Below are 23,425 nucleotides of genomic sequence, written 5' to 3'. Positions count from 1 at the left end.
CCTAATTCAGAACAACTCCTAATTCGTTATTACAGTACAGCAGCGATTCGCCGTACATTAGCAAGTTTCTCCATAAATGCACCATCCTTACGTACCTTCTGGATATTATACCACATCTGCATTTTCAATAAAGGCTCAGCATTTACTCCAAGCGCAGCCTCAAACAATAATGCTGTTTTCTCTGTAAGCGGTCGACGTTCATTGAGAATTTCATTAAGCGCAGAATAGGCTATACCCATGTCTTTAGCTAACTGACACTGAGAAATACCACGATACTCAATTTCGTCCTTGAGTATTGCTCCTGGGTGCGTTGGGATAGCAGGAGTGATATTGTTAGCCACCATATCAGGCGAAATATTTGCTGTGCTCATAATTATATTATTTATAATGATTTGACAACTCTGTTATATTACATATTGTGGCAATGGTCTTGCCATCTTCTATTTCTTCTTCAAACTCAATCCGATATTGATCATTTACTCTCACAGAAGAGAGTCCTTCCTTATTACCCGACAAATGCTCATAATTCAAAGAGTTATACTTAGTGAGACCAAGAACATTGTCCTCGTTAACCATAAGATCAATAACTCTTATATATCTTTTTATTATCTGAGGTTGAAAGCGATGTTTCTTATCTGCCTTGCCTTTCTCGTAAAGATCACGTAAGTATATTTCTTTGAAATTTATTTCCATTGAGTTAGTTTTTATATGATTGCAAAGATAAATAAAATAATTATTCTTCACAAATTTAGTGAAGAATATATACAAAAAACTCCTCCCTCTCTGTCTTTCCTAATTGAGAAAGACGGGGAGGGAGGAGTTTTTATTTATCTGCTATTGCTTATTTCACCACGAACTTGACGTCGTACTGCTTGCCGTCGGCTACGACAGAAGCGATGTAGACACCAGGTGCGGCTGCGGAAGCGAGCTTCACTGTGGTTACTGAACCAGCCTTGACGTTAGAAGCATCTGCCTCACCTACGAGCATACCGCCGTTGGTAAGGATGGTGATCTTGGCTTCGGTTGCGTCCATGCCCAACTTGACGTAAACGACGTCGCCATCAGCAACGGCTGCAATCATTCCGTCGCCAAGTGAGATGGCATCGATGCCAGAGGCAGGAACCACTGCAAGCGAGATGGTCTGCTCTGTAGAAACATTCTCAGAGTCGGTGGCAACGATGTTAAGCTTGGTGTAACCGAGGCGGTTTCCACTTACTACGAAGCCGTTGGCAGAGCCATAAACCTGAGCGATCGACTCGTCAGCAGTTGTCACCTTATACGTCATCTCGTCACCGTCAGGATCGTTGAAGAGCGTGTTGTAATATACAACCTGCGAAACAGTGCCCTTGCCGACTGTCATTTCCTTCTCACCGATAAACTCAGGAGCACGGTTGGTGAAGACAACGGAGTAGTCGACAGTTTTGGTGCCGGCGTTGCCGTTCGCGTCAGTGGCGTTAATCTCGAACTTGTGCGGTCCGACATTCTCCTTGCCATACTCAGGATTGAGGCCAACAGTCATCTTCAGAGTCTTGCCTGCAGCAACGTTGAGCGTTCCGTCAGTAAGAGTGATACCCTCCTGAGTGCCGTTCTCGTTGCAGTATTCAGCCACTGTAGCGAAACCGCTCTGGTCGTTCACGCTTACTGTGAAGGCGTCGCCGTCAAGGTCGTTTACAGTTACTGGTACGTTAGTGGTGATGCCCTGCTTGGCTGCTACGACAGCCTCAGTAGCCTCAACAACCGGTGCACCGTTCTTGTCCATGAAGATGTGATAGTTGTACGTCTTGTTGGCAGGATCGTTGGTGCGAATTACGAGAGTGGCCTTGTTGTTGCGTGTGAAGTAAGCACTCTTGGCGTTGACGCTGAACTTCAGCGGCAGCGTTCCCTTAGCCTTCACCTCACCGGCGGTATTCTCGTTGAGCAACTTAATCCACGGCTCGCCCTCTGTGCGCTGAACGCAGGTCATGAAGTAGCCGAAAGCACCAGTTGACTGCGCGCCGTCATAGATTTCCTCGATGTCCACCCATCCGCCGAGAGCCTTAAGATGAGCCATGTAACGTCCAGGTTCCATGTCGCCGTCCTTAGAAGCCATGAGAGCAGATGACTTATATCCGGCAGGATACTTCATCACTACATAGAAGGTATCGGTAGGATTGATGTATACCGGCTTGTCGAAGGTGAGCATGTAAGGCTTACCCTGATAACCCATCTCGCCCGGTTCTTCCGAGTCGACATGCAGCTTGCCGTGTCCTACGGTGCGCTCCGTTGCCGTAACGTCATTGCCGAGGATGATGCTTGCCTCGATGTCCACGTTCTCCAATGTGCCGACAGTGCCGACAAAGTAGAGGTCGGTGACGTTGAAGCCTTCAGCCGGTGCCTCATAACGTGTAGCAGCATAGAAGTTCTCGTCGAGTGCCTTGTCGCCACTACCCATAAGGGCAGCGATGGCGCTGGTAACCGGATTGAGAACCGGATGATAGAGTACGGGATACTCGAAGTCGGTCGGGACATCATAGAAGAACTTCTGGTCGTCCTTCACCACCTTGTTCATACCCATCGCCTTTCTTGCCTTCTTGCCATTGATAGGCTGGCATCCGTTCTCCAGATAGGTCTTCACCTCTGCGAGAGACGGCTTGGCAATGACGTTGTATGCCGAGAACGGCAGTTCTTCGTCGTAGTCGTTGTATTCCACAACAGCGTCGCGTCCAGAAGGACTGAGCTGAAGGTCGTACGTAAGTTTGTATCCACCGTTGTTCTTCATGTTGGCAGAAACCTCGCCGACATAATCGTCAGATACGTTAAAGATGCGAATCTCGTTCTTGTCGAATGCGAGAACCGGTGCCTCTGTGATGTTCAGCTTCACGTTTGTGGTCTTCGTGTCGACGTCGAGTCCCTCCACGTTGAAGGTCATCGTATAGTCCTTCTGGTGTACCTTAGATACATTATAGAGTCCGATGCGGAACTTCAGCGGTTCCTTACCCACTACGAGCGGTTCCATCATGCCTGAATCGTACGGCATCCATACCTTCTGGACGTCGCTTGCAGCGAGCGGACCGGGATCGGCACCGCCACCATTCTCATTAGGAATGTATACCTCAAGCTTAGCCTCAGGCATTGCATACGGGTCAGACTCGTCTGCCATGAACATGTCTGAATTAACGTCAGTGACAGAGAATGCGCGTGTTCCCTTGTTAACGACAGAGAACTCGTAGTAAGGCTGCGACATTGCAGCAGCGTCAACGGGCTGCTCTATGACGAGAGTTTCCGGGAATTCGGCGTCAGCCTCACCGGTGATGTCCATCGTGACGGGCACGCTGACATTCTCGTTCTGCGGGTCGTTGGTCTTGATGTTGAGCGCATATTCGTATGTGTCGGCAAGCTGGTCTGCCAACAGCGTTACGGGCATATTGACGCTCTCACCAGGAGCTACAGAATAGTTCTTGTAAGGCATAAACTCTACGGCATTGCCGGAGTTGATATACATGTCTGAAGGATTGATACCACGAGTCTCTGAGTGGTCCATGATGCCGCAGAGTCCGAAGACACCGAGCTGGAATCCCTCAGGCGAAACGAGATACTGGAACTTGAATGTTCCGTCCTTGCGCATGATGAGCTGGAAGTTCATTCCTGACATCATCGTGTTGCCATAGTTCTTGAATGTTACCACGCAGTTGTCGTCATTGGCCTTATAGTAAACGCCGTCTGACGAAGGAGTATTCATAGAGTGGTTGCCCCAGAACGGACAGATGATATTGCTGTAGAAGGTCTCTGTGGTAGGCAGACTTGCCGGCGGTTCGGGGAACTGCTTGTAGTCTTCCACGGGAGCATCGAACGATACAAAGCCTGTATTGTAGATATACATCTCCTTATACTTCTTGCCATAGAACGGGAACTCGAACGGAAGCTCCACCTTCTTGAAGTCTGTCTTGTCGATGTAGTACGAGTAAGGCATGTGTTCGGTGTAGTCGTCCACGATGTCAATCCACTCGAACGGTACGTCAAAGCCGTCGCTCTTGGCGCGGAAGATATAGTCCACACTTGACTTGCCCTCTTCCTCGATGAGGTCCATCGGGCGATACCATGTCTCGGGCTGCGGTGCGAAGGTAAGTGTTTCGTCGCCGTTGTTGGCAATGGCGATGTCGTCACGTGTTACGTTAACGCCGTACGGAGTGGTACTTTCGACGGTCTCGGGAGTGATGTTCCATACCGGAGCACCGATAACCTCACCCTTAAGGTTCACGCTTGTGGTCTTGCCGTCCCAGTAGCTGATGACGAGCACGTCACTCACGTTACCCTTATTCTCTGTGGGCAGCGTCACGGCGATGTCCTTGCTCTGACCTGCGGGAACATTAAATCCTGACTTGATGTCGTCAGCAACAGTGAACTTGCCAGACTTGACAGCCACCTTTCTTACCTTGAGGACATTCTTACCGTTGTTAGAAAGAACCACAGTGCGCTTCTGCTGCGAAGTGCGGAATACCTTACCGAAGTCCACTTCCGTTGCGTCCACAGCTGCCTCAGCCTTAAGGTTAAGGCCGGTAATGTTGGCCTTGAGAGCGATATTGGCGCTCGGGGTCAACGGGTCGTTGGTTACGACGGTGAGATAGTTGGTCAGTTCGCCTGCATAGAGGTCGTCACCGGCAGCGAGTGTTACGGTGATGTCCTGGCTTTCTCCGTTACCGATATATCCGTCCGTGCTTGACAGACTCTTGATCATCGACTTGGAAGGAGCCACAATCTTGATGGCGCTACCCGTCTTGATGTCGTAGTAAGGAGCGTCTACGCCTGAATTCTGGCTGTGTACCATAGCAGCGTCGGTGAATACGCATGCGTCCTTTGCAGCGATATCGCTGACACCGACGAAGTTGTTGCCACCGCTACCGAACACGCCAGCCGGTGTATAGTCGTCATAATAAACCTCCACACTTCCGTCCGGGCAGAGAGCCATGTGGAAGCTCAGTGTGGTAACCTCGCCAGCACCGTTGGTGGCAGGCGTAACCACATCCTTGAAGATGACGTAGAACTTGCCGTCCTTACGTCCGCAAGTAACCTTGGAGTTGGCTCCCATATCCATCCAGCCTGAGTTGGTATAGGCAGATACGTAGCCGAGTCCGTCAACACAGTCGCCGGTGGGCACCATACAAGAGATGCGGCCCTCCATAGGCAACATTGACAAACCACCGTATGAAGATACGTAAACCTCCTCATACTCCTTGCCGTAAAACGGGAACTTGAAGCCGAGCTTCACTGCCGACGACTGCCAGTTGTTGGTGGTGAACTGTGATGTGAGGTCCATAGGATCAGAAAGCTCCGGTACCGGCTCGTAGCGGAACGAGTTGTCGCCAGCCACGTTCGACTTGATGGTGTAGCCGAACTTGTGTACGCGGTTCGTGCTTCCGTCTATCTTCTTTGAAGAATACTTCGGGAAGACATACTGGAGAGGATAGTTGCCGGTGTTCTTGATGGTCACCACAGCTGTCTTCTCGCTTCCGCCTACCTTGAGATTGCCGAGATCATACTCATTTTTCGCTATCTCCATCTTGGCAGGCATCGAAGCCACACCGCGAACTATGAACGAATAAGTCTGTCCGCTCTTGTCCTTGAGTGTAATGGTGCTTGATACGTTGCCTTCCTTAGTAGGCTTGAATGTCACGGGCAGCAGACCTGAGGCACGTGCCGCAACGTTCATCATACCCTTGCTAACGTCAAACTGGTCTGAAGACGATGTGACGTCGCCCGATGAAGCCTGAATGTATCCCCACTTACCGCCGAATACGCCGTATCCGCTGTTGGTGAGTTCCACTCTGATGGTCTTCTCCTGACCTACGAGGAGGCTACCGAAGTCGACAAGCTGCTGGCTGTGAAGCTCAGGCTTGTTGCCCTTTACGGTCATCGTGAGTGCCACCTGGCTCTTCGAGTCAGTTGCCTCATTGGTCTTCAGATGGAGGTTGAAGTTATACGTACCGTTGACAAGCTTCTGTCCGTCGTTACGCATTGTTACCGTCTGGCTCTCGCCCGGACGAACTTCACCGCTGATAGGCTCCGGCGAGAGCACTGCGCTCCAGTCGGGGTTCTGGCTGATACACTGCACAGCCCAAGTAAGCTGGTCAGACACTGCCTCAAAGCTTGAGCCCTTGAGCACCTCGCTGAGCTGTGTCCATGTGTTGCCGTTGTCAGAGCTGTAGAAGCTGTACTGTGCTATGTCCTTCTGGTCAGACTTGCCTGCACCGAGCGGATTCTTTGCTCCTGCCGGGAACTTGGCAACCACCCAGAAGCTCGAGCCAGGTGCAAAGTAGATCTGCTCCTGAAGGTTCAGTTTCCAGTTGTAAGCCCAGAAGTCGTAGGGAACGGTCTGGATAAGGCTTGCCGTAGAGATGGAGCGTGCTCCGTCGTAGATGGCTATCTCCGGATTTGTTCCGTTATGTCCCTGGAATCGCAGACCGGTAAGGTTGAATCCGTTAGGATACTTACGCTTATCCACATAGAAATACTGTGCCATGGCGTTCGGAAGCTTGAGGTCCGACTCGCCTATGTAGCTGTAAAGCACCTTCGAATAAGTAAGCGTGTCAGGCCAGTCTGCTGCGTAATAGTCAGACGAAGCAATGGTGTTGGCCTTTGCAAGCATCGGGCTTACTGTGCCTGAGAATTTCACCATCTGACCCGGCTGCGGCTTCTCGTTGCGTGCGCTCGTAGAGATGGAGACGCGCTTTGTGGCTGCCTCAAGCTCGTACTTGAGCACACCCTCGCCGGCGTTCTTCACGTTGAAGCTTGTCTCGCCAACCAATGACTTGCTGGCGTCCACTGCCATTGAGAGCGAAGTCTTGTCAAGCTCCACCTTAGGTCCGGCGTTTGTCGTAGCCGACTTAATCGGCGACACTGCCGAAGCCTTACCCCAACGGTTGTAGGCAACGATGGCAAAGTAATACTTAGTGGTGGCTTTCAGACCGTTAAGCTCGTAAGCCATCTTGTCGCCGGAATACTTAAACTTGGTATCCACCGACACTGAAGGAAGCGAGTTGAGGTTGTCCGAAGCGCTGAACTCCTCCGTGCTATAATATATAACATGGTGGTCGATGCTCTTCTCCTCGCTCTCGGGGATGGTCCACTCGATGAGGGCATTGTCATGCGACGGCGTTACGGTGAAGTCAGCCACAGCGTCAGGCGTGCTGCCTTCCTTGCCCTGCAATGCCTTATAAGCATCGATATATCCTGAACCCATCAGTCCTACGTAGTCGGGGTTCTGCGTATACATATCGTTCACGGATGTGGTAAGGAGCGTGCGCAGCGTCTCATTGGAGAACTGCTTGTTGCCATACTTCGAGAGGATGAGCGCGGCAATACCCGAAACGTGCGGACATGCCATTGACGTTCCCTCGTTATATCCGTATGTGCTGCCCGGAAGAGTGGAGAGCACGCCATACTGCTGTCCGCTGTCCATAAGACCTCCGGGGGCAGTCACGTCCACCCATGCGCCACGGTTGGAATAATAAGCCACGCTTCCGTCGGAAGCAACGCGCCTACTGCCACAGCTTCGTCGAGGCAACCGGGATAGAAGTCGCCTTCCTCGCCGTTGTTACCGGCTGCAAATATACAAAGACCGCCGTTCATCTTCTCGCCGCCACCGTTGGCGGTGAAGTAACGCACAGCCTCAGAAACAGCCACGTCCTCGTCGCCAGCCATACCCATACCCCAAGAGCACTGGGCTATGCTGGCGCCACGGTCGGCAGCATATACAAGGGCAGCGCCGAAGTCAGCCACTGCCGAACTGCTTGCACGTGAGTCGAACACCTGACAAACCATCATCTTCACACCGCCGGTACCGTCCGAGCCACCAGCCACACCACCGACACCGATGCCGTTGTTGTTCGTGGCGCCCACCGTACCTGCCACGTGCGTGCCGTGGGTATGAGCGTTGATATTGGCAGAATTGATTACGAAGTTATATCCATAGATGTCGTCCACGAATCCGTCGCCGTCATCGTCCACGCCTGGCTTGCCGTTAAGCTCAGCCTCGTTTATCCATAGATTGTCCTTTAGGTCGGGATGGTCAATCTGGAAGCCACCGTCGATAATGGCGACGATGACGTCCTTCGATCCGGTCACGCCCGATTCCCATGCCGGGAAAAGGTTGATGTCGGCACCAGCCTTCGTTCCGTAGATGTGTCCGTCGTTGTAATAATGCCACTGGTCGGGCAGCAACGGGTCGTTAAACGGCATTGTGGATGCCGCTCTCTGCGCCCTCGCAATGGTCGATGGCGACACCGGCAGGTAGTTCTGGTCATCAGGAATGCTGTAGACCGGTATGCGCTGTGCATACTGTACGCCGAGCGTCGAACGATAAAGGTTACGAGCTTGCGCCGGTGTCATCGCCTCATTGTTGTAGGTGATGTCATACCAGAGGTCGAGGCCGAACGCCTTGTGTTTTTCCTCGTCTTTACCCGCATATGGGAAGACGCGCTTCATGCTCACTGCACCAAGCTTCGACGCCGTGACGTCGAGCTGCTTGACACCCGTCTTTACATAGCGTGCACCTGCCTTGAGCTTACCGTCGGTAGGGAGCTTTGCGGCTTCCACGAGTGACGCCACCTCCCTCTGGAGCTTGACGCGCACCACGCCCTCCGCAAACTCCGTCTTGCCTTTAGCAAGCGGCTGCGCCATCGCCTCGCCGCCCGACATCGTCAGAAGTGCAAGACAAAGAGTGGTCAGTTTTTTCTGCATAGTGTTATACTTTAATGTTATTAGATAATAATGTTATTCTTCAGTGCTATTAGAAAACAAAGATTGAGATAAGCAAAGGTAATAAATTATATTAAAGAACAAGAAAAAATACTACGAATTTCTATAAATACACTAAAATATCTTACAAACTATAAAATATTAAGATATAAGTAGTGACAAATAAATATATTAAAAAAGGTGTATCAAAACGCCGTCACACGTTCTGATACACCTTTATTATATATAGGCTGTATGCTTACTTAAGGCCCAACTCCTTGATGAGGCGGTCTGCATTGCCCCACTTGTCCATGAGGTAAATCATGTAGCGGACGTCCACGCCGATGCAGCGTGCCAGACGCTTGTCAAACCAGATGTCGCTTGAGAGCGAATCCCAGTTGCCGTCGAAAGCCAGACCGATGAGGCGTCCCTTGCCGTCGAACATAGGCGAACCTGAGTTGCCGCCGGTGATATCGTTGTTGGTGAGGAAGCAGAGCTGCATCTTGCCAGTGGTCTTGTCGGCGTACTTGCCGAAGTCGTTGGCAGAGAGAAGCTTCTTCATGATAGGCTCAGCCTGGTAGTCGATGGTGCCCTTCTCGCCTGACTCCATCTTGCGAACGATGGATGCAGCGTCGGTGTAATAGCCTGAAGGCTCGCCGTTGAGCAGATAGCCGCCCACCTGACCGTAAGAAAGACGCATTGTGAAGTTGGCGTCAGAGTAGTGGGGAAGCTCCTGCTCGTAGCGCACCTTGGCGTCGCAAAGATACTTCTCCTGCTCCTCGATGGCGTCATAAACGCTGCTCATAACGCCGTAGCACTTGTCGTACACAGCCTTCACAGCCTTGGCATACTGATAGCCGGGGTCCTTGGCGAGAGCCTTCTCTGTCAGCGTAATCTTCTTGCCGGACTTCATGATAACGGAGTTCTTGTAGAGATAGTCAACGTACTTGCGGCTGTCACCTGCGAACTTTCCCTCAATGGTCTTATAGAACTCAGGCAGTTCTTCCTTCTTTACATACTGACGATAGTTGTCAATCAGCGCTGCCATTACGTCCTTGTCGAGAGCCTCATCCCACTCGTCGCTGTTGTCTGTGAAGGTGTAGTAGGTCTTCTTCTTGCTGTCCTTCGGCATCATGCCGATGAGCGTAAGCGCACGTGTATTAAACTCGCTGGTTCTTGCGAATGTCTCGCGCCATACTGTAGCGAGCTTGTCAGCGTCGAAGCGTGTGGCGTAAAGCTCTTTCATCTTCTGGAAGTCGAGCTTGCCCTTGAGGTAGCCGGTCCACTTCTGGAATTCCTCGATGCGGTCCTCGAAGTCAGCCTTCTGGCGAACGATGCCCACAGAATCGATACACTTGTTCATACCCAGTGAGTTCTTCCAGTAGTTGGAGCTCTGAGCGTACTTCGAGTCATACTTGATACGTACACCCTCGTCGGCACGCATGTGCTTGATCATCACCTCCTGCTTCACGCCGCGTATCTGAGCGCGGGGAGCGTTCTCGGCGTCACGCATCTCGCGGATGCCGTAGCTTGAGAGATAGCGCTCCGTGCTGCCAGGATAACCGATGGTCATAGCGAAGTCGCCTTCCTTATATCCGTCCATCGACACCTGAGCCCAATGCTTCGGGTGGTAGGGCACGTTCTGCTTGTTGTATGCAGCCGGACCGTTGGTGTTGGGGTCGGCGTAGATACGGAATACAGAGTAGTCGCAGGTCTGGCGCGGCCACATCCAGTTGTCGGTCTCGCCGCCAAACTTACCCATCGACTTAGGTACGGTGAAGACAAGACGGAGGTCGCGGAATACGCGGTATGTGGTGGCGTAATACTTATTGCCCTCATAGAAGGGCTTGATTTCGAGTTCAAGACTCGGGTCCTTTGCGTGTACAGCCTTAATCATCTCGTTCTCCACGTCGTTGAGAAGCTTCTCGCGCTCCTTGCGGTCCATTGAGTTGATGCCACGCTTCTCCAGTTCGGGAGTGATGTCCTGCTGGTCCACCATGAAGCTCACAAACATGTTCTTGCTGGGGAGTTCCTCCTCGAACGACTTGGCATAGAAACCATTGAGCATGTAGTCGTGCTCCACTGTTGAGTTGGCACGGATGGCCTCGAAGCCGCAGTGGTGGTTGGTGAACACCAGACCGTCGGGCGATACCACTACGCCTGAGCAGAAGCCAGAGAAGTTTACGACAGCATTCTTGATGGCGTCATCGCTCTTGTAGAGCTGGTCGTAAGAGGGCGAGAAGCCGTAGCTCTTCATCTGCTCATACACCGCCTGCGGCAGGTTGTAGAGCGTCCACATGCCTTCGTCGGCATGAGCGGCAGCCGAGGAGAGCATAAGGGCTGCAGCCATAAGGAGGTTTTTCTTTTTCATGTAATCTTGATTTGGTTTGTTGTTGGTATTTATTGATTTATATGTTTCGCGATATTATATAGATAATGTATATACGTCTACTTTCTGAAATACTTTCCCACTACGGGCAGACTCTTCAGCGGCAGGTCGTGATAGACGATGTGTGCCACGAACGCCAGCACCAGTATAGTGTTTACGGCGAGGGCGAAGAGCTTGGGCAGGTGACCGTTGGAGTAGTTCATGCAGAAATAGAAGAGGACTGCTATAGCCACGTACACGCCTATCGACTTGAGCGGATAAGCGATGGGATACTTCTTCTGACCTACGAGATATGACAGCACCATTGCCGTGCCGTAGCCAGCCACGCCGCCCCATGCGCAAGCCATGTAGCTGTAACGCGGAACGAAGATGACGTTGACGGCGACGAGCACCACGCAGCCGGCTGCGGAGAACCATGCACCGTAGATGGTCTTGTCGATGAGCTTATACCAGAACGAGAGGTTGAAGTAGATGCCCATCATTATCTCGGCTGCCATGACGATAGGCACGACACGCAGACCGGGCCAGTAGCTCTCGTTGGGGATGATGTAGCGCAGCACGTCGAGGTAAGCGATGACCACGAGGAAGGCAAGGAGAGTGAAGATGATGAAGAACTTCATGGCCTTGGCGTAAGTCTCGCGGTTGTCCTTGTCTTTCGACTTGCCGAAGACGAAAGGCTCGTAGGCATAGCGGAACGCCTGCGTAATCATAGCCATAATCATGGCTATCTTTGTGGCAGCGCCATAGATGCCGAGCTGTGTCTTCTCGTCCGTTCCTTCATAGAGGTAGGGGAAGATAATCTTATCGAGAGTCTGGTTAAGGATGCCGGCGATGCCAAGCACGAGGAGCGGCCAGGCATAACGGAGCATGCGGCGCCACAACTTAACGTCGAAGCGCCAGCGAAATCCGGTCAGCTCCTTCCAGAAGCATGCAAGAACCACGGCGGTGCAGACGAGGTTTATATAGAACACCATACCCACGTCCACGGTGAAGTGCTCGTCGTAGAGTCCGAAGGGATTGAGGCGAAGAGCTGGCAATACCAGGAGGTAGAGCAGGTTGAGGACGATGTTGAGGATGATGTTGATAAGCTGCAGGACAGCGAACTTGAGCGCCTTCTTCTGATAACGCAGATAAGCGAAGGGAATGCACTTGAATGCGTCAATGGCAACGCAGACAAACATCACCGCCACCCATGACTGATGGTCAGGATATTTCATGAACGTGGCTATCTGGGGCAGGAAAGCGAAGACCAGCGCTATGAAGAGCACAGCTGTGGCTCCGACAGACATGAGCACCGTGGAATAGACAGTCTGAGGGTTCTCCTCCGTCTTATTGACATAGCGGAAGAAGGTGGTCTCCATGCCGTAAGTGAGGACGACAAGGAGGAGCGCCGTATAGGCGTAGATGTTGGTGACGACGCCGTACTGTCCGCCCGCTGCGGCAAAGGCTGTTGTCTGAATGGGCACAAGCAGGTAGTTGATGAAGCGACCCGCAATGCTGCTAAGACCGTAAATGGCGGTGTCCTTAGCAAGTGATTTGAGATTTGCCATATATTTTGTTTTGTTTATTGTCTATCCGAAGAACATATAGCAGATTGCGATGGCTGCCACCACTCCTGCAAGGTCTGCCAGCAGACCGCATGCCACGGCGTGACGGGTGTAGCGAACGCCTACGCTGCCGAAGTAGACGGCGAGGATGTAGAAGGTGGTGTCGGTGGAGCCTTGGAAAATGCAGGAGAGACGTCCCACAAATGAGTCGGCACCGTATGTGGTCATGGCGTCCACCATCATTCCGCGGGCACCGCTTCCTGAGAGAGGCTTCATAAGAGCTGTCGGCAGCGCACCCACGAAGTCAGTATTGCCGCCGAGCGTGGCGACAATCCACTTGATGCCGTCAATGAGCATGTCCATGGCACCCGACGCACGGAACACGCCGATGCCCACAAGGATGGCTACGAGGTAGGGGATGATGCGCACGGCGGTGGTGAATCCGTCCTTCGCACCTTCGATGAAAGCGTCATATACGTTGACGCGGTGGCGCATTCCGGCAAGAATGAACACCACGATGATGGTCATCAGCAGGATGTTAGCCACGCTGGTGCTCACGACGTTCATCTGCGACTTGTCCATCTGCGAGAAGCCCCAGATGATGGCAGCCACCACTGCGCACATTCCGCCGAGCGTGAGGAGCATGGTGCGGTTGATGAGATTGATGCGCTGATAGAGCGAGGTGACGATGATGCCAGCCAACGTGGAGAAGAAGGTGGCAAGCAGGATGGGCACGAAGATGTCCGTGGGCTGTGCTGCTCCCATCTGCGCACGATAAACCATTATGGAGACCGGTATGAGGGTAAGTCCCGATGTGTTGAGCACGAGGAACATGATCATCGGATTGGTGGCGGTGTCTTTCTTGGGGTTAAGCTCCTGCAGCTGCTCCATCGCCTTCAGTCCGAGCGGCGTGGCAGCATTGTCCAGTCCGAGCATGTTGGCGGCTACGTTCATGAAGATGCTGCCCGTAACGGGATGACCCTTGGGAATATCGGGGAACAGACGGGTGAAAACGGGCGACAGCACACGCGCCACGACGTTCACCACCCCACCCTTCTCGCCTATCTTCATAATGCCGAGCCACAACGAGAGGACACCGGTCAGACCGAGCGAAATCTCGAAAGCCGTCTTCGACGTGTCGAACGTGGAGTTCATTATAGCCGGAAAAACCTCCGTGTCGCCCATGAATATCAGTCGCACCAAGGCGATGACAAAAGCAACGAGGAAGAAGGCTATCCAGATGTAGTTTAGAACCATAAATTGGATGTTTTGATATTTATAATGAATGCAAATTTACCTATTATTTTGTAATAACTCAAATAAAAGTATTACTTTTGCATATATTCGAACAATATGGAGAGAACAGGAATATTCGTTGGGTCGTTCGACCCGTTCACCATCGGTCACGCCTCAGTGGTAAGGCGTGCCCTGCCCCTCTTCGACCGCCTTGTGATAGGTGTCGGGGTGAATGCCGGCAAGCGATATATGACCAGCACGGAGGACCGTGTGGCTGCCATAAGCCGTCTGTATGCCGACGACAGCCGCGTGACGGTGGAGGCTTACACGGGGCTGACCGTAGACTTCGCCGAGCGACACGGCGCCAAGTTCATCGTGAAGGGAGTGCGCTCCGTGCGCGACTTCGAGTTTGAGCGCGAGCAGGCTGACATCAACCGCCGTCTGACCGGCGTGGAGACCGTCCTGCTGTATGCCGAACCGGGCATGGACAGCATCTCGTCCACCGTGGTAAGGGAGCTGACCAGCTATGGCAGGGACTGCACGGAGTTTCTGCCTTGAGAACAAAAAACATAAGAGAAAACATACAATACCGAACAGATATGATCACATACAACGTAGATGGCGTGAAGATGCCAAAGATAAAGAAGCGTGAGACGACAGCGTGGATTCGCGCCGTCGCCGCATCATACAACCTTAAAGTGGGTGAGGTGGGATATATGTTCGTGGACGACGAGAAGATTCTGGAAGTAAACAACGAGTATCTCGGCCACGACTATTACACCGACGTCATCACCTTCGACTACGACGAACCGGGAATAATAAGTGGCGACATCGTCATCTCTCTCGATACAGTACGCACCAACGCCGAGAAGTTCGGCAAGACTTACGACGAAGAACTAAGAAGAGTGATTATCCACGGCATCCTGCATCTCTGCGGCATCAACGACAAGGGACCGGGCGAACGCGAGATTATGGAGGCAGCGGAGAACAAGGCGCTGGCGATGATTAAAGATTAGCAATGGCTCGTAGGAGAAATGGCTAACCGTAGGAGGAATCCTACAGTTTGCCTTTTCTCTCAATTTCTTTAGTCTTGATTCTGCACACCAATTGGTGTGCGCTTTCTTTTCAATTGACAAACACATTCACCTTAATTGATATGAGCCTTCGTATCAATTGATATGATTTTCAGAAAAACACAAAGTTCGGTCGGAAAAGTGTACATTTGTCTCAAAAGTTCGGTCGGAAAAATGTTGTTTTTCTTGAAAGTTCGGCAGGAAAAGTGTACCTTTGCAACAGAAACCACTCAATTTCAATGAATTATGTATAGAAACGTCATTACTCAATTAAAACGATGGAAAAACAAGGAGAATCGTAAACCTCTTGTTTTGTCTGGTGCTCGTCAGGTTGGCAAGACGTTTATGTTAACTGAATTTGGCAAACAAGAATTTGAGAATGTAGCTTACATAAATTGTGACGACAATGATATGGCAAAAGACCTATTCCTGCAAGACTATGATATGCAGCGTATTCTTCTTGCCATAGGTGCTATTACACGCCAAAATATCATACCAGGCAAAACCCTTATTATTCTTGATGAGATACAAGAATTGAGAAGAGGTCTGACTGCTCTTAAGTATTTCTGTGAGAAAGCCCCACAGTATCATGTTGCAGTGGCAGGCTCTTTATTGGGTATAACCATGCATCAGGGAGAATCTTTCCCGGTTGGTAAAGTTGACATACTCAATATATACCCAATGACATTTGATGAATTTATGTTGGCAAAGGGTAGGAAGCAAATGGTTGAAATTCTGAAAAGCAAGGATTGGAATACCATCAAACTACTTCGATCAGAATACATCAAGCTGCTCCGAGAATATTATTTCGTTGGAGGTATGCCCGAAGCAGTAAAAACCTTTATAGAAACTAACGATTCTTTGAAGGTAAGAGAGGTACAGAAGAATATTCTCTATACATATCAGAAGGATATATCTAAGCACGTTCCTACTTCAGAGGCCAATCGAATCAATATGGTTTGGCAGTCAATGCCTTCCCAACTGGTAAAAGAGAACAAGAAGTTTATTTACGGTGTGGCTAAGCCGGGAGGTAGAGCCAAAGATTTTGAAACTGCTATACAATGGCTAATGGATGCCGGATTGGTTTATAAAGCAGAGAGGGTGACTGAGCCTAAAATGCCATTGAAATTTTATGTGGATATCAGTAGTTTCAAGCTTTTTCTGCTTGATTGTGGTTTGCTTGGAGCCATGAGCGAAATTCCTGCCGAAAAACTATTGGTTGCTGATAATGGTATGGAAGAGTCGAAAGGTGCATTTACTGAGAATTATCTTATGAGTCAATTGGTTGCTACTAATGATACCTCTGTTTTCTATTATAGCAATAACGCTAAGCTGGAGATTGACTTTTTAATTCAGCATGGATGCGACATTGTGCCAATCGAAGCGAAGGCAGAAGAGAACCTGCGTTCTAAGTCTCTCTCAACGTTTGTGACCAACCATCCACAACTGCATGGTGTGCGCTTTTCGATGTCTGATTATAGGAAACAAGATTGGTTGACTAATATTCCATTATATGCTGCTTCTGTGTATTTTTAGACATAGCAGAGAGGTTCTGCCGAATACAATATTTGCATTTCTGATGCTCAATACTATGAGTCCGGCGCACAACAAAATCTTTGGAGCGAAATTCTTGAGTTTTGAGCGTTTGTAAGCAATGCGTTTATACACAGCGTGTTATGCGCTCTTCTGAGCAAAACGTTATGAAATCAGACCAGCAAAGTCCTACTTTTTTCTGCAATAGAGCCTCTTTGACACCCCAAAACAGTCGCTGTTGTCATACAATAAAGCCTCTTTTACACTCTGATAGTGCCACTATCAGAGTGTAAAAGAGGCTTTATCGTTAAGCGTTGATGCTGTCTGCACAGCAGAACACCGTAAAAACAGCAAACCTGAACTCTAGAATCATTTTTTATTTTGTAACATGTTTTTACTCTTTGGACAATATTTGCATGGTGGATAAGAAGATTTTTTCTAATGATTTGGGTTCAAAACTCAAAATTCCTAATTCGCGAAGCGCCGCGCTTACTCTTCCATTCCTCCTCCGTAGTTCATCTGTACGTCGGAGTCGCTGCCCTTCTTCATCTGATGGCGCTTTGCCTTCATGTTACCGAAGTTATACGTCACGGTCAGGTTCACCTTTCTGCCGCCGTGGCGGAAGATCTGATGGCGCGTGAAGTTTTCGCCGCTTGTGAAGGTCTCCCACTTGCGCGAGTCGAGCAGGTCACGGCAGTTGAGCGATACGGACAGAGCCTTATTGAAGAAGTTCTTCCTTGCTCCGAAGTCTATGCTGTAGCTTGGCTTGCGATAACCCTGCGTTATCACCGTGCGAGCCTCGTAACGACCCGTGGTCTGGATGGAGATGTCGTACGGGAGGATGAGGCTGGCTGTCATGCGAGCGTTCCATGCGAAGTTATGGTCCTCCTTGCCCGTCACCGTCTGACCGTCGATGTCGTACGAGAATCCGTGGAGCTTATAGTAATAAGCATTGGCGGAGGTGGTGAGGTCGAGGATGCGGAAGATATTGTTCTTCAATGTCAACTCCAGACCTGACGACAGACTCTTCGCCACGTTCATCGAAGTGGAATAGAACAGTCCGTCCGTGGAACTCTTGTAGGAGATGCGCTGGATGACGTCCGACGTGGGGCGATAATAGGCGGAGAGGAGCAGAGAATGTCTGTCCCACTGCTTCAGATAGTTGAGCGAGAACGAATTGCTGAACTCCGGCGTAAGATACGGGTTACCGAACGACACGGTGGTGGCGTCGCGCGTATCACGGAACGAATTGAGCTCGCCTCCCCAAGGACGACGCAGACGACGCGTATAGTTTACCTGCAGCTGCTGTGTGGGAGTCATCTGCCATGAGAGGAAGAGCGACGGGAAGAGCTGGAAGTAGTCCTTCTTGAAAGGCTTCTCACGCAACGACGGATCATGCTCCTGCTCCCACGTATAGCTCTCGGTGTTGACGCGCCAGTACTCGCCTCTCAGACCTCCCATGATGCCCACCGGTCCGAGCTTATAGCTGAGCGTGGTGTAGAAGGAGTGCTGGTCCTGGTTGTATATGAAGCGGTTGAAGTACTTGCGGTCTTCCTCAGCTGCTGCGCCGTCAAACGACGTGTTGTCAATATACGATTCCTGCGGCGTGTTCTCCCTTGAGAAGTTGGCTTGATAGCCAGCCTCAATCTTGAAGTCCTTCGTCACCTGATTCTCGTATTCCAGCTTTATCTCCTTGCGGTTATTGTTGATATGCTGCGGACGATACTGATAGTCGTAAGACGTGGCAATGCCGTCCACAACGGTGGAGTCCTGATACCAGTTGTCGCCGTCCATCTTCCATTTGCTGATATCCGCGGTGAAGTCGATGAAGTGCTTGTCAGAGAACGAGTGGCGGTACGTGAACTCGCCGTAATACATTCCCATGCCACTCTTTCCTCGGCTGAGACGGTCCATGCGATAGTCGTGCAAGCCATCGCCTACGGCTGTATAATAATAAGGTGTGAGGCTGTTGGAGCGGCGCTCGCCGTCCATAAGCATTCCGCTGAGCGTCAGCTCGTCCTTCTTCGTGGCGTGGAGCGTCACGCCGGCACGTGTGAAGAGATTGTTGCCCCAGTGGTCGTTGTCGGCACGATAGTCCTGATTGTAGGTGGAAGAAGTCTGATGGCTTTCGGCACGTCCCGTATTGGAGCGGTGGCGATAGCCGATGTTGGCGTAAGCATCAATGAGCGAACTGCTGTAGTTGATGTTAAAGCTGGTGTTGGCTCCGCGTCTGGTGTCGCCGCCAGCCTGCAGCGAACCATAATAGCCCGCCTTACGGTTCTTCTTGAGGACGATGTTGATGATGCCCACCGATCCTTCAGCGGAGAACTTTGCCGAAGGATTGTCAATGACCTCGATGCGGTCGATGCTCTCTGCGGGGAGCTGCTGCAGAATCTGCGCACGGTTGTCTGTTGTCAGACCCGAAGCCTTGCCGTTTATCCATACCTCCACACTGGAGTTGCCACGCAGCGACACGTTGCCGTCGTTGTCCACCTCCACGGAGGGCACGTTGTCGAGCACGTCAGACGCCGACTGTCCTGCATTGCTGATAAGCTGCGACACGTCGAAAGTCTTGCGGTCTACCTCCAGCTTCATCGCCGCCTTCTGTCCGGTTACGGTGACGCCCTGGAGCATCTTGGCGTCCTGCGCGAGATAGAGAATGTTATAGTGGACGTCGCGCTTCGGGGCGCCCACGGTGAACGAACGCTTCACCTCACGATATCCTATGTAGGACAGCGTGACGTTGTAAGAGCCGTCGTCAAGACCGCTGATATTAAAGTTGCCGTTTATATCTGTGGTTCCGCCAGCGACAAATTTGTCGTTGTCAGAGAGCGTAACCTTCACATTTACGAATCCAAGCGGTTCGGAGGTCTGCTTGTCAAGCACCTTTCCACGTACCGAACCTTGAGCCCATCCTGCCACTACAACTGTGCAGGTAAGGCATGACATTAAAAGACGTTTCATATCCATATCTTTATAGACGGAGCATAAGACAGGACGTTTAAGAAAAGAAGCGACTTTTGATTTTTTTAACAGGAAGACAAGGGGTATTTAGACAGGAAGACATGGCTATTTTAGACAAGAAGACAGGAAGACATGTTTTTAGGGAATGGGGCAAACATAGGAGGCTATGGCGTCTCGCCGTAGCCACGCACCCACATACACCTCCAGCTCCCACGCCTCCATGAATAGTTGGTTGAGCATCTTGAAAATTGTGCTATGGGAGGCTGCGTGGCTACGGCGAGACGCCATAGCCTCCTACAGTTTGCCTACAAGCTTAAAAAAACCTGTCTTCATGTCTTCATGTCAAAAACAACAAAACTCCAGACTCGGCACGCCGTGCCGCCTAGCAGCCCTTATGCGTCATGATGTCCAGCACCATTTCGTCGGTGCGGTTCATTGCTTCAGCACCGATGCTGGTGAGATTGCGGATGGAACGGTCTACGTCGTCGTCGATGATGCCTTCCACTGACGACACGCACTTGCCTTCCATTGAAAGGAGGGCAGAGAGGAGAGCGGTGGAAACGCCTGACGAAATCTTGAGGGCGCAGCTGGGCTTCGCACCGTCGCAGATCATACCCGTGATGTTGGCTATCATGTTCTTCACAGCAGAGCAGATATGCTGATAGTCGCCTCCCATGAGATAGGTGATGCCGCAGCTTGAACCTATACTTGCTACTACGCAACCGCAGAGGGCTGAGAGCTTGCCGAGGTTCTGCTTGATATAGATGGCGGTGAGGTGACTCAGGATAAGAGCGCGGATCTGTTCTTCCTCAGTATTCTCGTTCTCGTCAGCGTATACAGCCACGGGATTGGTGGCGCAGATGCCCTGATTGCCCGAGCCTGAATTGCTCATAACCGGAATCATGGCACCTCCCATACGTGCGTCGCAAGCCGATGCAGTCTTGGAGATGATGTGTGAGAAGATGGAATTGCCGAAGATGCCGTGGCTGAGAGGACGGTCGATGGTCTTGCCAAGGCAATGTCCGTAGTTGGCTTTCTTCGATTCTTCTGCAATGCGGAAGTTGTATTCGCGGGTCTTGAGGATAAATCGGATTTCGTCCAAGGGAGTGGTGGTGGCGAAATCATACACCAAGCGCATGTTGAGACGGATGTCGTTGTTGGCGGCTACGGCGCCAGCGGGCTTGCGATTGTCCATCAATACCTCACCGTCCTTCTCTTCATACACGAAGCGTGTGTGGTCGGTGGCGATGACGGCAACAGCCTCATGGCCGTCAGCCTTGCAGTGTATCTCCACATAGAGCTTCTCGGTGATGCCCTGCTTCAGGCAGATGTCGATGTGTTCGTTGGCTGCCACGTATGCCTTTCCCTCCTCAAGAGTGGTGGGTGTAAGGTCCTTGATTACCTCAAGACCATACTCTGACTTGCCTACGATGGCACCGAGTGCGATGGCGATGGGCAGACCAATCATTCCCGTACCGGGGATTCCCACGCCCATAGCGTTCTTAAGGATGTTTGCCGACAGATGTGCCTCTATCTTCTCCGGGCGGCATCCCAGGAGTTCTGTGGCACGTGCCACGCAGAGCGACACGCACATTGGTTCTGTACAACCGACAGCCGGCACTACCTCACGGTTGATGAGGCTGATTATCTGTTCACGAATGTTGTTGTCAAGCATTACAGTATATGTTGTTTTATGGTTAGTTTTGACTGCAAATTTATTAAATAAAATAATGACAAGCAAGAATTATCCTGCTTTTTCAATATCGAGTATAAACAAATCTCCTTGTCTACTTGTATCTTGTCTGCCCGCCTGCCAGTAAGCATACGAAAACAGGGACTTCCCTGCATTGCGTGCTGCAATACGGGGATAGTCCCTGCGTTATTCTTAGTTATGATATGTCATACTGTTTACTTCGACTCGCCGTACTTGTCAAGACCGGCATTGAGGAAGTCGATATATTCAGAGATGTTCTCGTCGTATGAGCGGCTGCCGGTGAGCGGCATGCCCTCGTTGTCGAGGAGGATGTACATCGGCTGGGTGTTAGAACCGAACTTGTGGCGCTGGAGATAGCTCCACTTGTCGCCTACGGTGCGGAGTGTACGCTTTGAACCGTCGGTGTCTGTCACCTCCATCTGCTGCGGCAGCGGAGTCTTGTCGTCCACGTAGAGCGAGATGAGCACGTACTTCTGGTTGAGCAGGTCAGCCACCTTGGCGTCTGTCCATACGGCTGCCTCCATCTTACGGCAGTTAACACAGCCGAAGCCAGTGAAGTCAACCATAACCGGCTTGCCCTCAAGACGAGCTGCTGCCATACCTGCCTCATAGTCTTTGAAGCGCGGATGAACCTCGTTCTTGTAGAGATTGAAGTCCTGAGTGTTCATTGGCGGTGCAAAAGCAGAGACTGCCTTAAGAGGTGCACCCCACAGACCAGGAATCATATAGAAGGCGAATGAAAGCGAAGCGAGAGCGAGGAAGAACTGCGGCACGTTGGTGCGGCGGCCTTCATCATCGTGCGGGAAGTTGAACATACCGAGGAGGTAGAGTCCCAGCAGAGAGAAGATGCCAATCCAGAGTGCGAGGAACGCCTCACGGTCGAGGATGTGCCAGCCGTAAGCGAGGTCGGCCACTGAGAGGAACTTCAGCGCGAAAGCCAGCTCGATGAAGCCGAGAACCACCTTCAGAACGTTCATCCAACCACCTGACTTAGGTGCTGACTTGAGCAGTGTGGGGAACATTGCGAAGAGAGCGAAGGGCACAGCCAGAGCGATGGCGAAGCCGAGCATACCGATGGTCGGAGCTACGATGCTGCCTTCTGACGATACTGCCACGAGGAGGAAGCCGATGATAGGACCGGTGCATGAGAAGCTCACGAGCGAAAGGGTGAACGCCATGAGGAAGATGCTGAGGATGCCGCTTGTCTGTTCTGACTTGGCGTCAATCTTATTGGTCCAAGATGCCGGCAGCGTAATCTCGAAAGCTCCGAAGAAGGAAGCTGCGAACACTACGAGCAAGAGGCAGAAGAGGATGTTGAAGATGGCGTTGGTGGAGAGGGCGTTAAGAGCGCTGGCTCCGAACAACATCGACACAATCAAACCGAGAGCCACGTAGATAACCACGATGCTCACACCGTAGGTGATGGCTTCACGGATGGCCTTCTTACGTTCCTTGTTACGCTTGAGGAAGAAGCTCACTGTCATCGGGATGATAGGCCATACGCACGGGGTGAAGAGTGCGAGGAATCCGCCTACGATACCTGCGAGGAAGATGTAGAGGAGTGAGTTGCTCACGGGCTTGTCATACTTGGCAAGCTCTGAGATAACCGGTGTCCAGAGCTTCTGGGCTTCTGACTTGTCGAGAACTGCGGGGGCAGCTGCGCTGTCAGCAGCGACTGCCGAATCAGCCTTTACAGTGTCGGCGGTCAGCCCTTGAGCCTCTTCCTTTGCCTCTTCGGCAGCTGCAGCAGCGTCTGTAGCGGGAGCCTTGCCCTGCTTGTGCAGCTCTACGGTTGTGGGAGGCATACACATCTCCTCGTTGCAAGCGCCGAACTCGAGGTAGCACTTGATGGAATATGTCGGCTTAGTGAATTTCACTTTCTGGACAAACTGGACGCTGTGCTCGAAGTAACGGAGCTTCATTCCGAACATTGGGTCCATCTCGAAATCTCACGACCGCGCGGTGTAAGTTTTCCGACCAGCTCGATACCGTCTTTTTTATCGACATGGAATGACGCCTCGACGGGGCCGTCGCTACCAAGATTGGTAGAATAGACGTGCCATCCCTTTTCGATCTTACCAGAGAAGATAATCTCGCCCTCAGCAGTATTGCCTGTCTTGAGCTGCGAGGTAAACTTCACGGGGTTTGCCATCTGCGCATTGCAGAACATTGCTACCATAAGCAGCAAGGCAAGTGAAATCGCTTTTCTCATAGAGTTTACTTGTGTGAATGTTAAAAGATTTTGAATTGTTTTATG

Annotated in this window: 11 protein-coding genes and 2 pseudogenes; 3 read left to right on the top strand and 10 right to left on the bottom strand. The window is 51.3% G+C overall.

What is annotated here, in order from left to right; all coding sequences use genetic code 11:
* Positions 1 to 29: 29 nt before the first annotated feature.
* From CHL74_RS02920 to CHL74_RS02890, 7 genes and pseudogenes are all read right to left on the bottom strand, one after another.
* Positions 30 to 371 (bottom strand): HigA family addiction module antitoxin, encoded by a 342-nt coding sequence (locus tag CHL74_RS02920; RefSeq protein ID WP_176452154.1) that lies wholly within the window; start codon positions 369 to 371, stop codon positions 30 to 32.
* Between the two features lie 7 nt (positions 372 to 378).
* Positions 379 to 693, bottom strand: coding sequence for a type II toxin-antitoxin system RelE/ParE family toxin (locus CHL74_RS02915; RefSeq protein WP_094879626.1), 315 nt, complete (start codon positions 691 to 693; stop codon positions 379 to 381).
* Positions 694 to 841: 148 nt separating this feature from the next.
* On the bottom strand, positions 842 to 6,496 hold the full coding sequence (locus tag CHL74_RS02910; RefSeq protein ID WP_441339033.1) for an Ig-like domain-containing protein: 5,655 nt from the start codon (positions 6,494 to 6,496) through the stop codon (positions 842 to 844).
* Between the two features lie 390 nt (positions 6,497 to 6,886).
* Positions 6,887 to 8,655 (bottom strand): annotated as a pseudogene (locus CHL74_RS02905) (S8 family serine peptidase); the annotation flags it as partial.
* 316 nt (positions 8,656 to 8,971) lie between these two features.
* Complete coding sequence (locus CHL74_RS02900; protein ID WP_094879623.1) at positions 8,972 to 11,083, bottom strand: S46 family peptidase; 2,112 nt, start codon at positions 11,081 to 11,083, stop codon at positions 8,972 to 8,974.
* Positions 11,084 to 11,160: 77 nt separating this feature from the next.
* On the bottom strand, positions 11,161 to 12,651 hold the full coding sequence (locus tag CHL74_RS02895; RefSeq protein ID WP_094879622.1) for an oligosaccharide flippase family protein: 1,491 nt from the start codon (positions 12,649 to 12,651) through the stop codon (positions 11,161 to 11,163).
* A gap of 21 nt (positions 12,652 to 12,672) precedes the next feature.
* Complete coding sequence (locus tag CHL74_RS02890; RefSeq protein ID WP_094879621.1) at positions 12,673 to 13,905, bottom strand: nucleoside recognition domain-containing protein; 1,233 nt, start codon at positions 13,903 to 13,905, stop codon at positions 12,673 to 12,675.
* A gap of 96 nt (positions 13,906 to 14,001) precedes the next feature.
* Here CHL74_RS02890 and coaD point away from each other — a divergent pair, with 96 nt between their 5' ends.
* The 3 genes from coaD to CHL74_RS02875 all read left to right on the top strand — a co-directional run bounded on the left by coaD (position 14,002) and on the right by CHL74_RS02875 (position 16,493).
* Positions 14,002 to 14,442: a pantetheine-phosphate adenylyltransferase gene (gene coaD, locus CHL74_RS02885; RefSeq protein ID WP_094879620.1), complete on the top strand. Its 441-nt coding sequence runs from the start codon at positions 14,002 to 14,004 to the stop codon at positions 14,440 to 14,442.
* Positions 14,443 to 14,483: 41 nt separating this feature from the next.
* Positions 14,484 to 14,900 (top strand): rRNA maturation RNase YbeY, encoded by a 417-nt coding sequence (ybeY, locus tag CHL74_RS02880; protein WP_094879619.1) that lies wholly within the window; start codon positions 14,484 to 14,486, stop codon positions 14,898 to 14,900.
* Positions 14,901 to 15,203: 303 nt separating this feature from the next.
* Positions 15,204 to 16,493 carry an ATP-binding protein gene (locus CHL74_RS02875; protein WP_094879618.1) on the top strand — a complete coding sequence of 430 codons (1,290 nt, stop codon included), beginning with the start codon at positions 15,204 to 15,206 and terminating at the stop codon, positions 16,491 to 16,493.
* 486 nt (positions 16,494 to 16,979) lie between these two features.
* Here the strand turns inward: CHL74_RS02875 and CHL74_RS02870 are convergent, their stop codons facing one another.
* The 3 genes and pseudogenes from CHL74_RS02870 to CHL74_RS02860 all read right to left on the bottom strand — a co-directional run bounded on the left by CHL74_RS02870 (position 16,980) and on the right by CHL74_RS02860 (position 23,380).
* Complete coding sequence (locus tag CHL74_RS02870) at positions 16,980 to 19,454, bottom strand: TonB-dependent receptor domain-containing protein (RefSeq protein WP_094879617.1); 2,475 nt, start codon at positions 19,452 to 19,454, stop codon at positions 16,980 to 16,982.
* 382 nt (positions 19,455 to 19,836) lie between these two features.
* A complete protein-coding gene (locus CHL74_RS02865) occupies positions 19,837 to 21,129 on the bottom strand; it encodes an L-cysteine desulfidase family protein (RefSeq protein ID WP_094879616.1) in 1,293 nt (430 codons plus the stop codon).
* Positions 21,130 to 21,362: 233 nt separating this feature from the next.
* Positions 21,363 to 23,380: pseudogene (locus CHL74_RS02860) on the bottom strand (cytochrome c biogenesis protein CcdA).
* Positions 23,381 to 23,425 lie beyond the last annotated feature (45 nt).

The sequence above is a fragment of the Prevotella sp. 885 genome (assembly GCF_002265625.1).
GTDB lineage: Bacteria > Bacteroidota > Bacteroidia > Bacteroidales > Bacteroidaceae > Prevotella.
The sequence above is the reverse complement of the archived record's forward strand: the minus strand, read 5'-3'. Positions and strand labels throughout refer to the sequence as shown.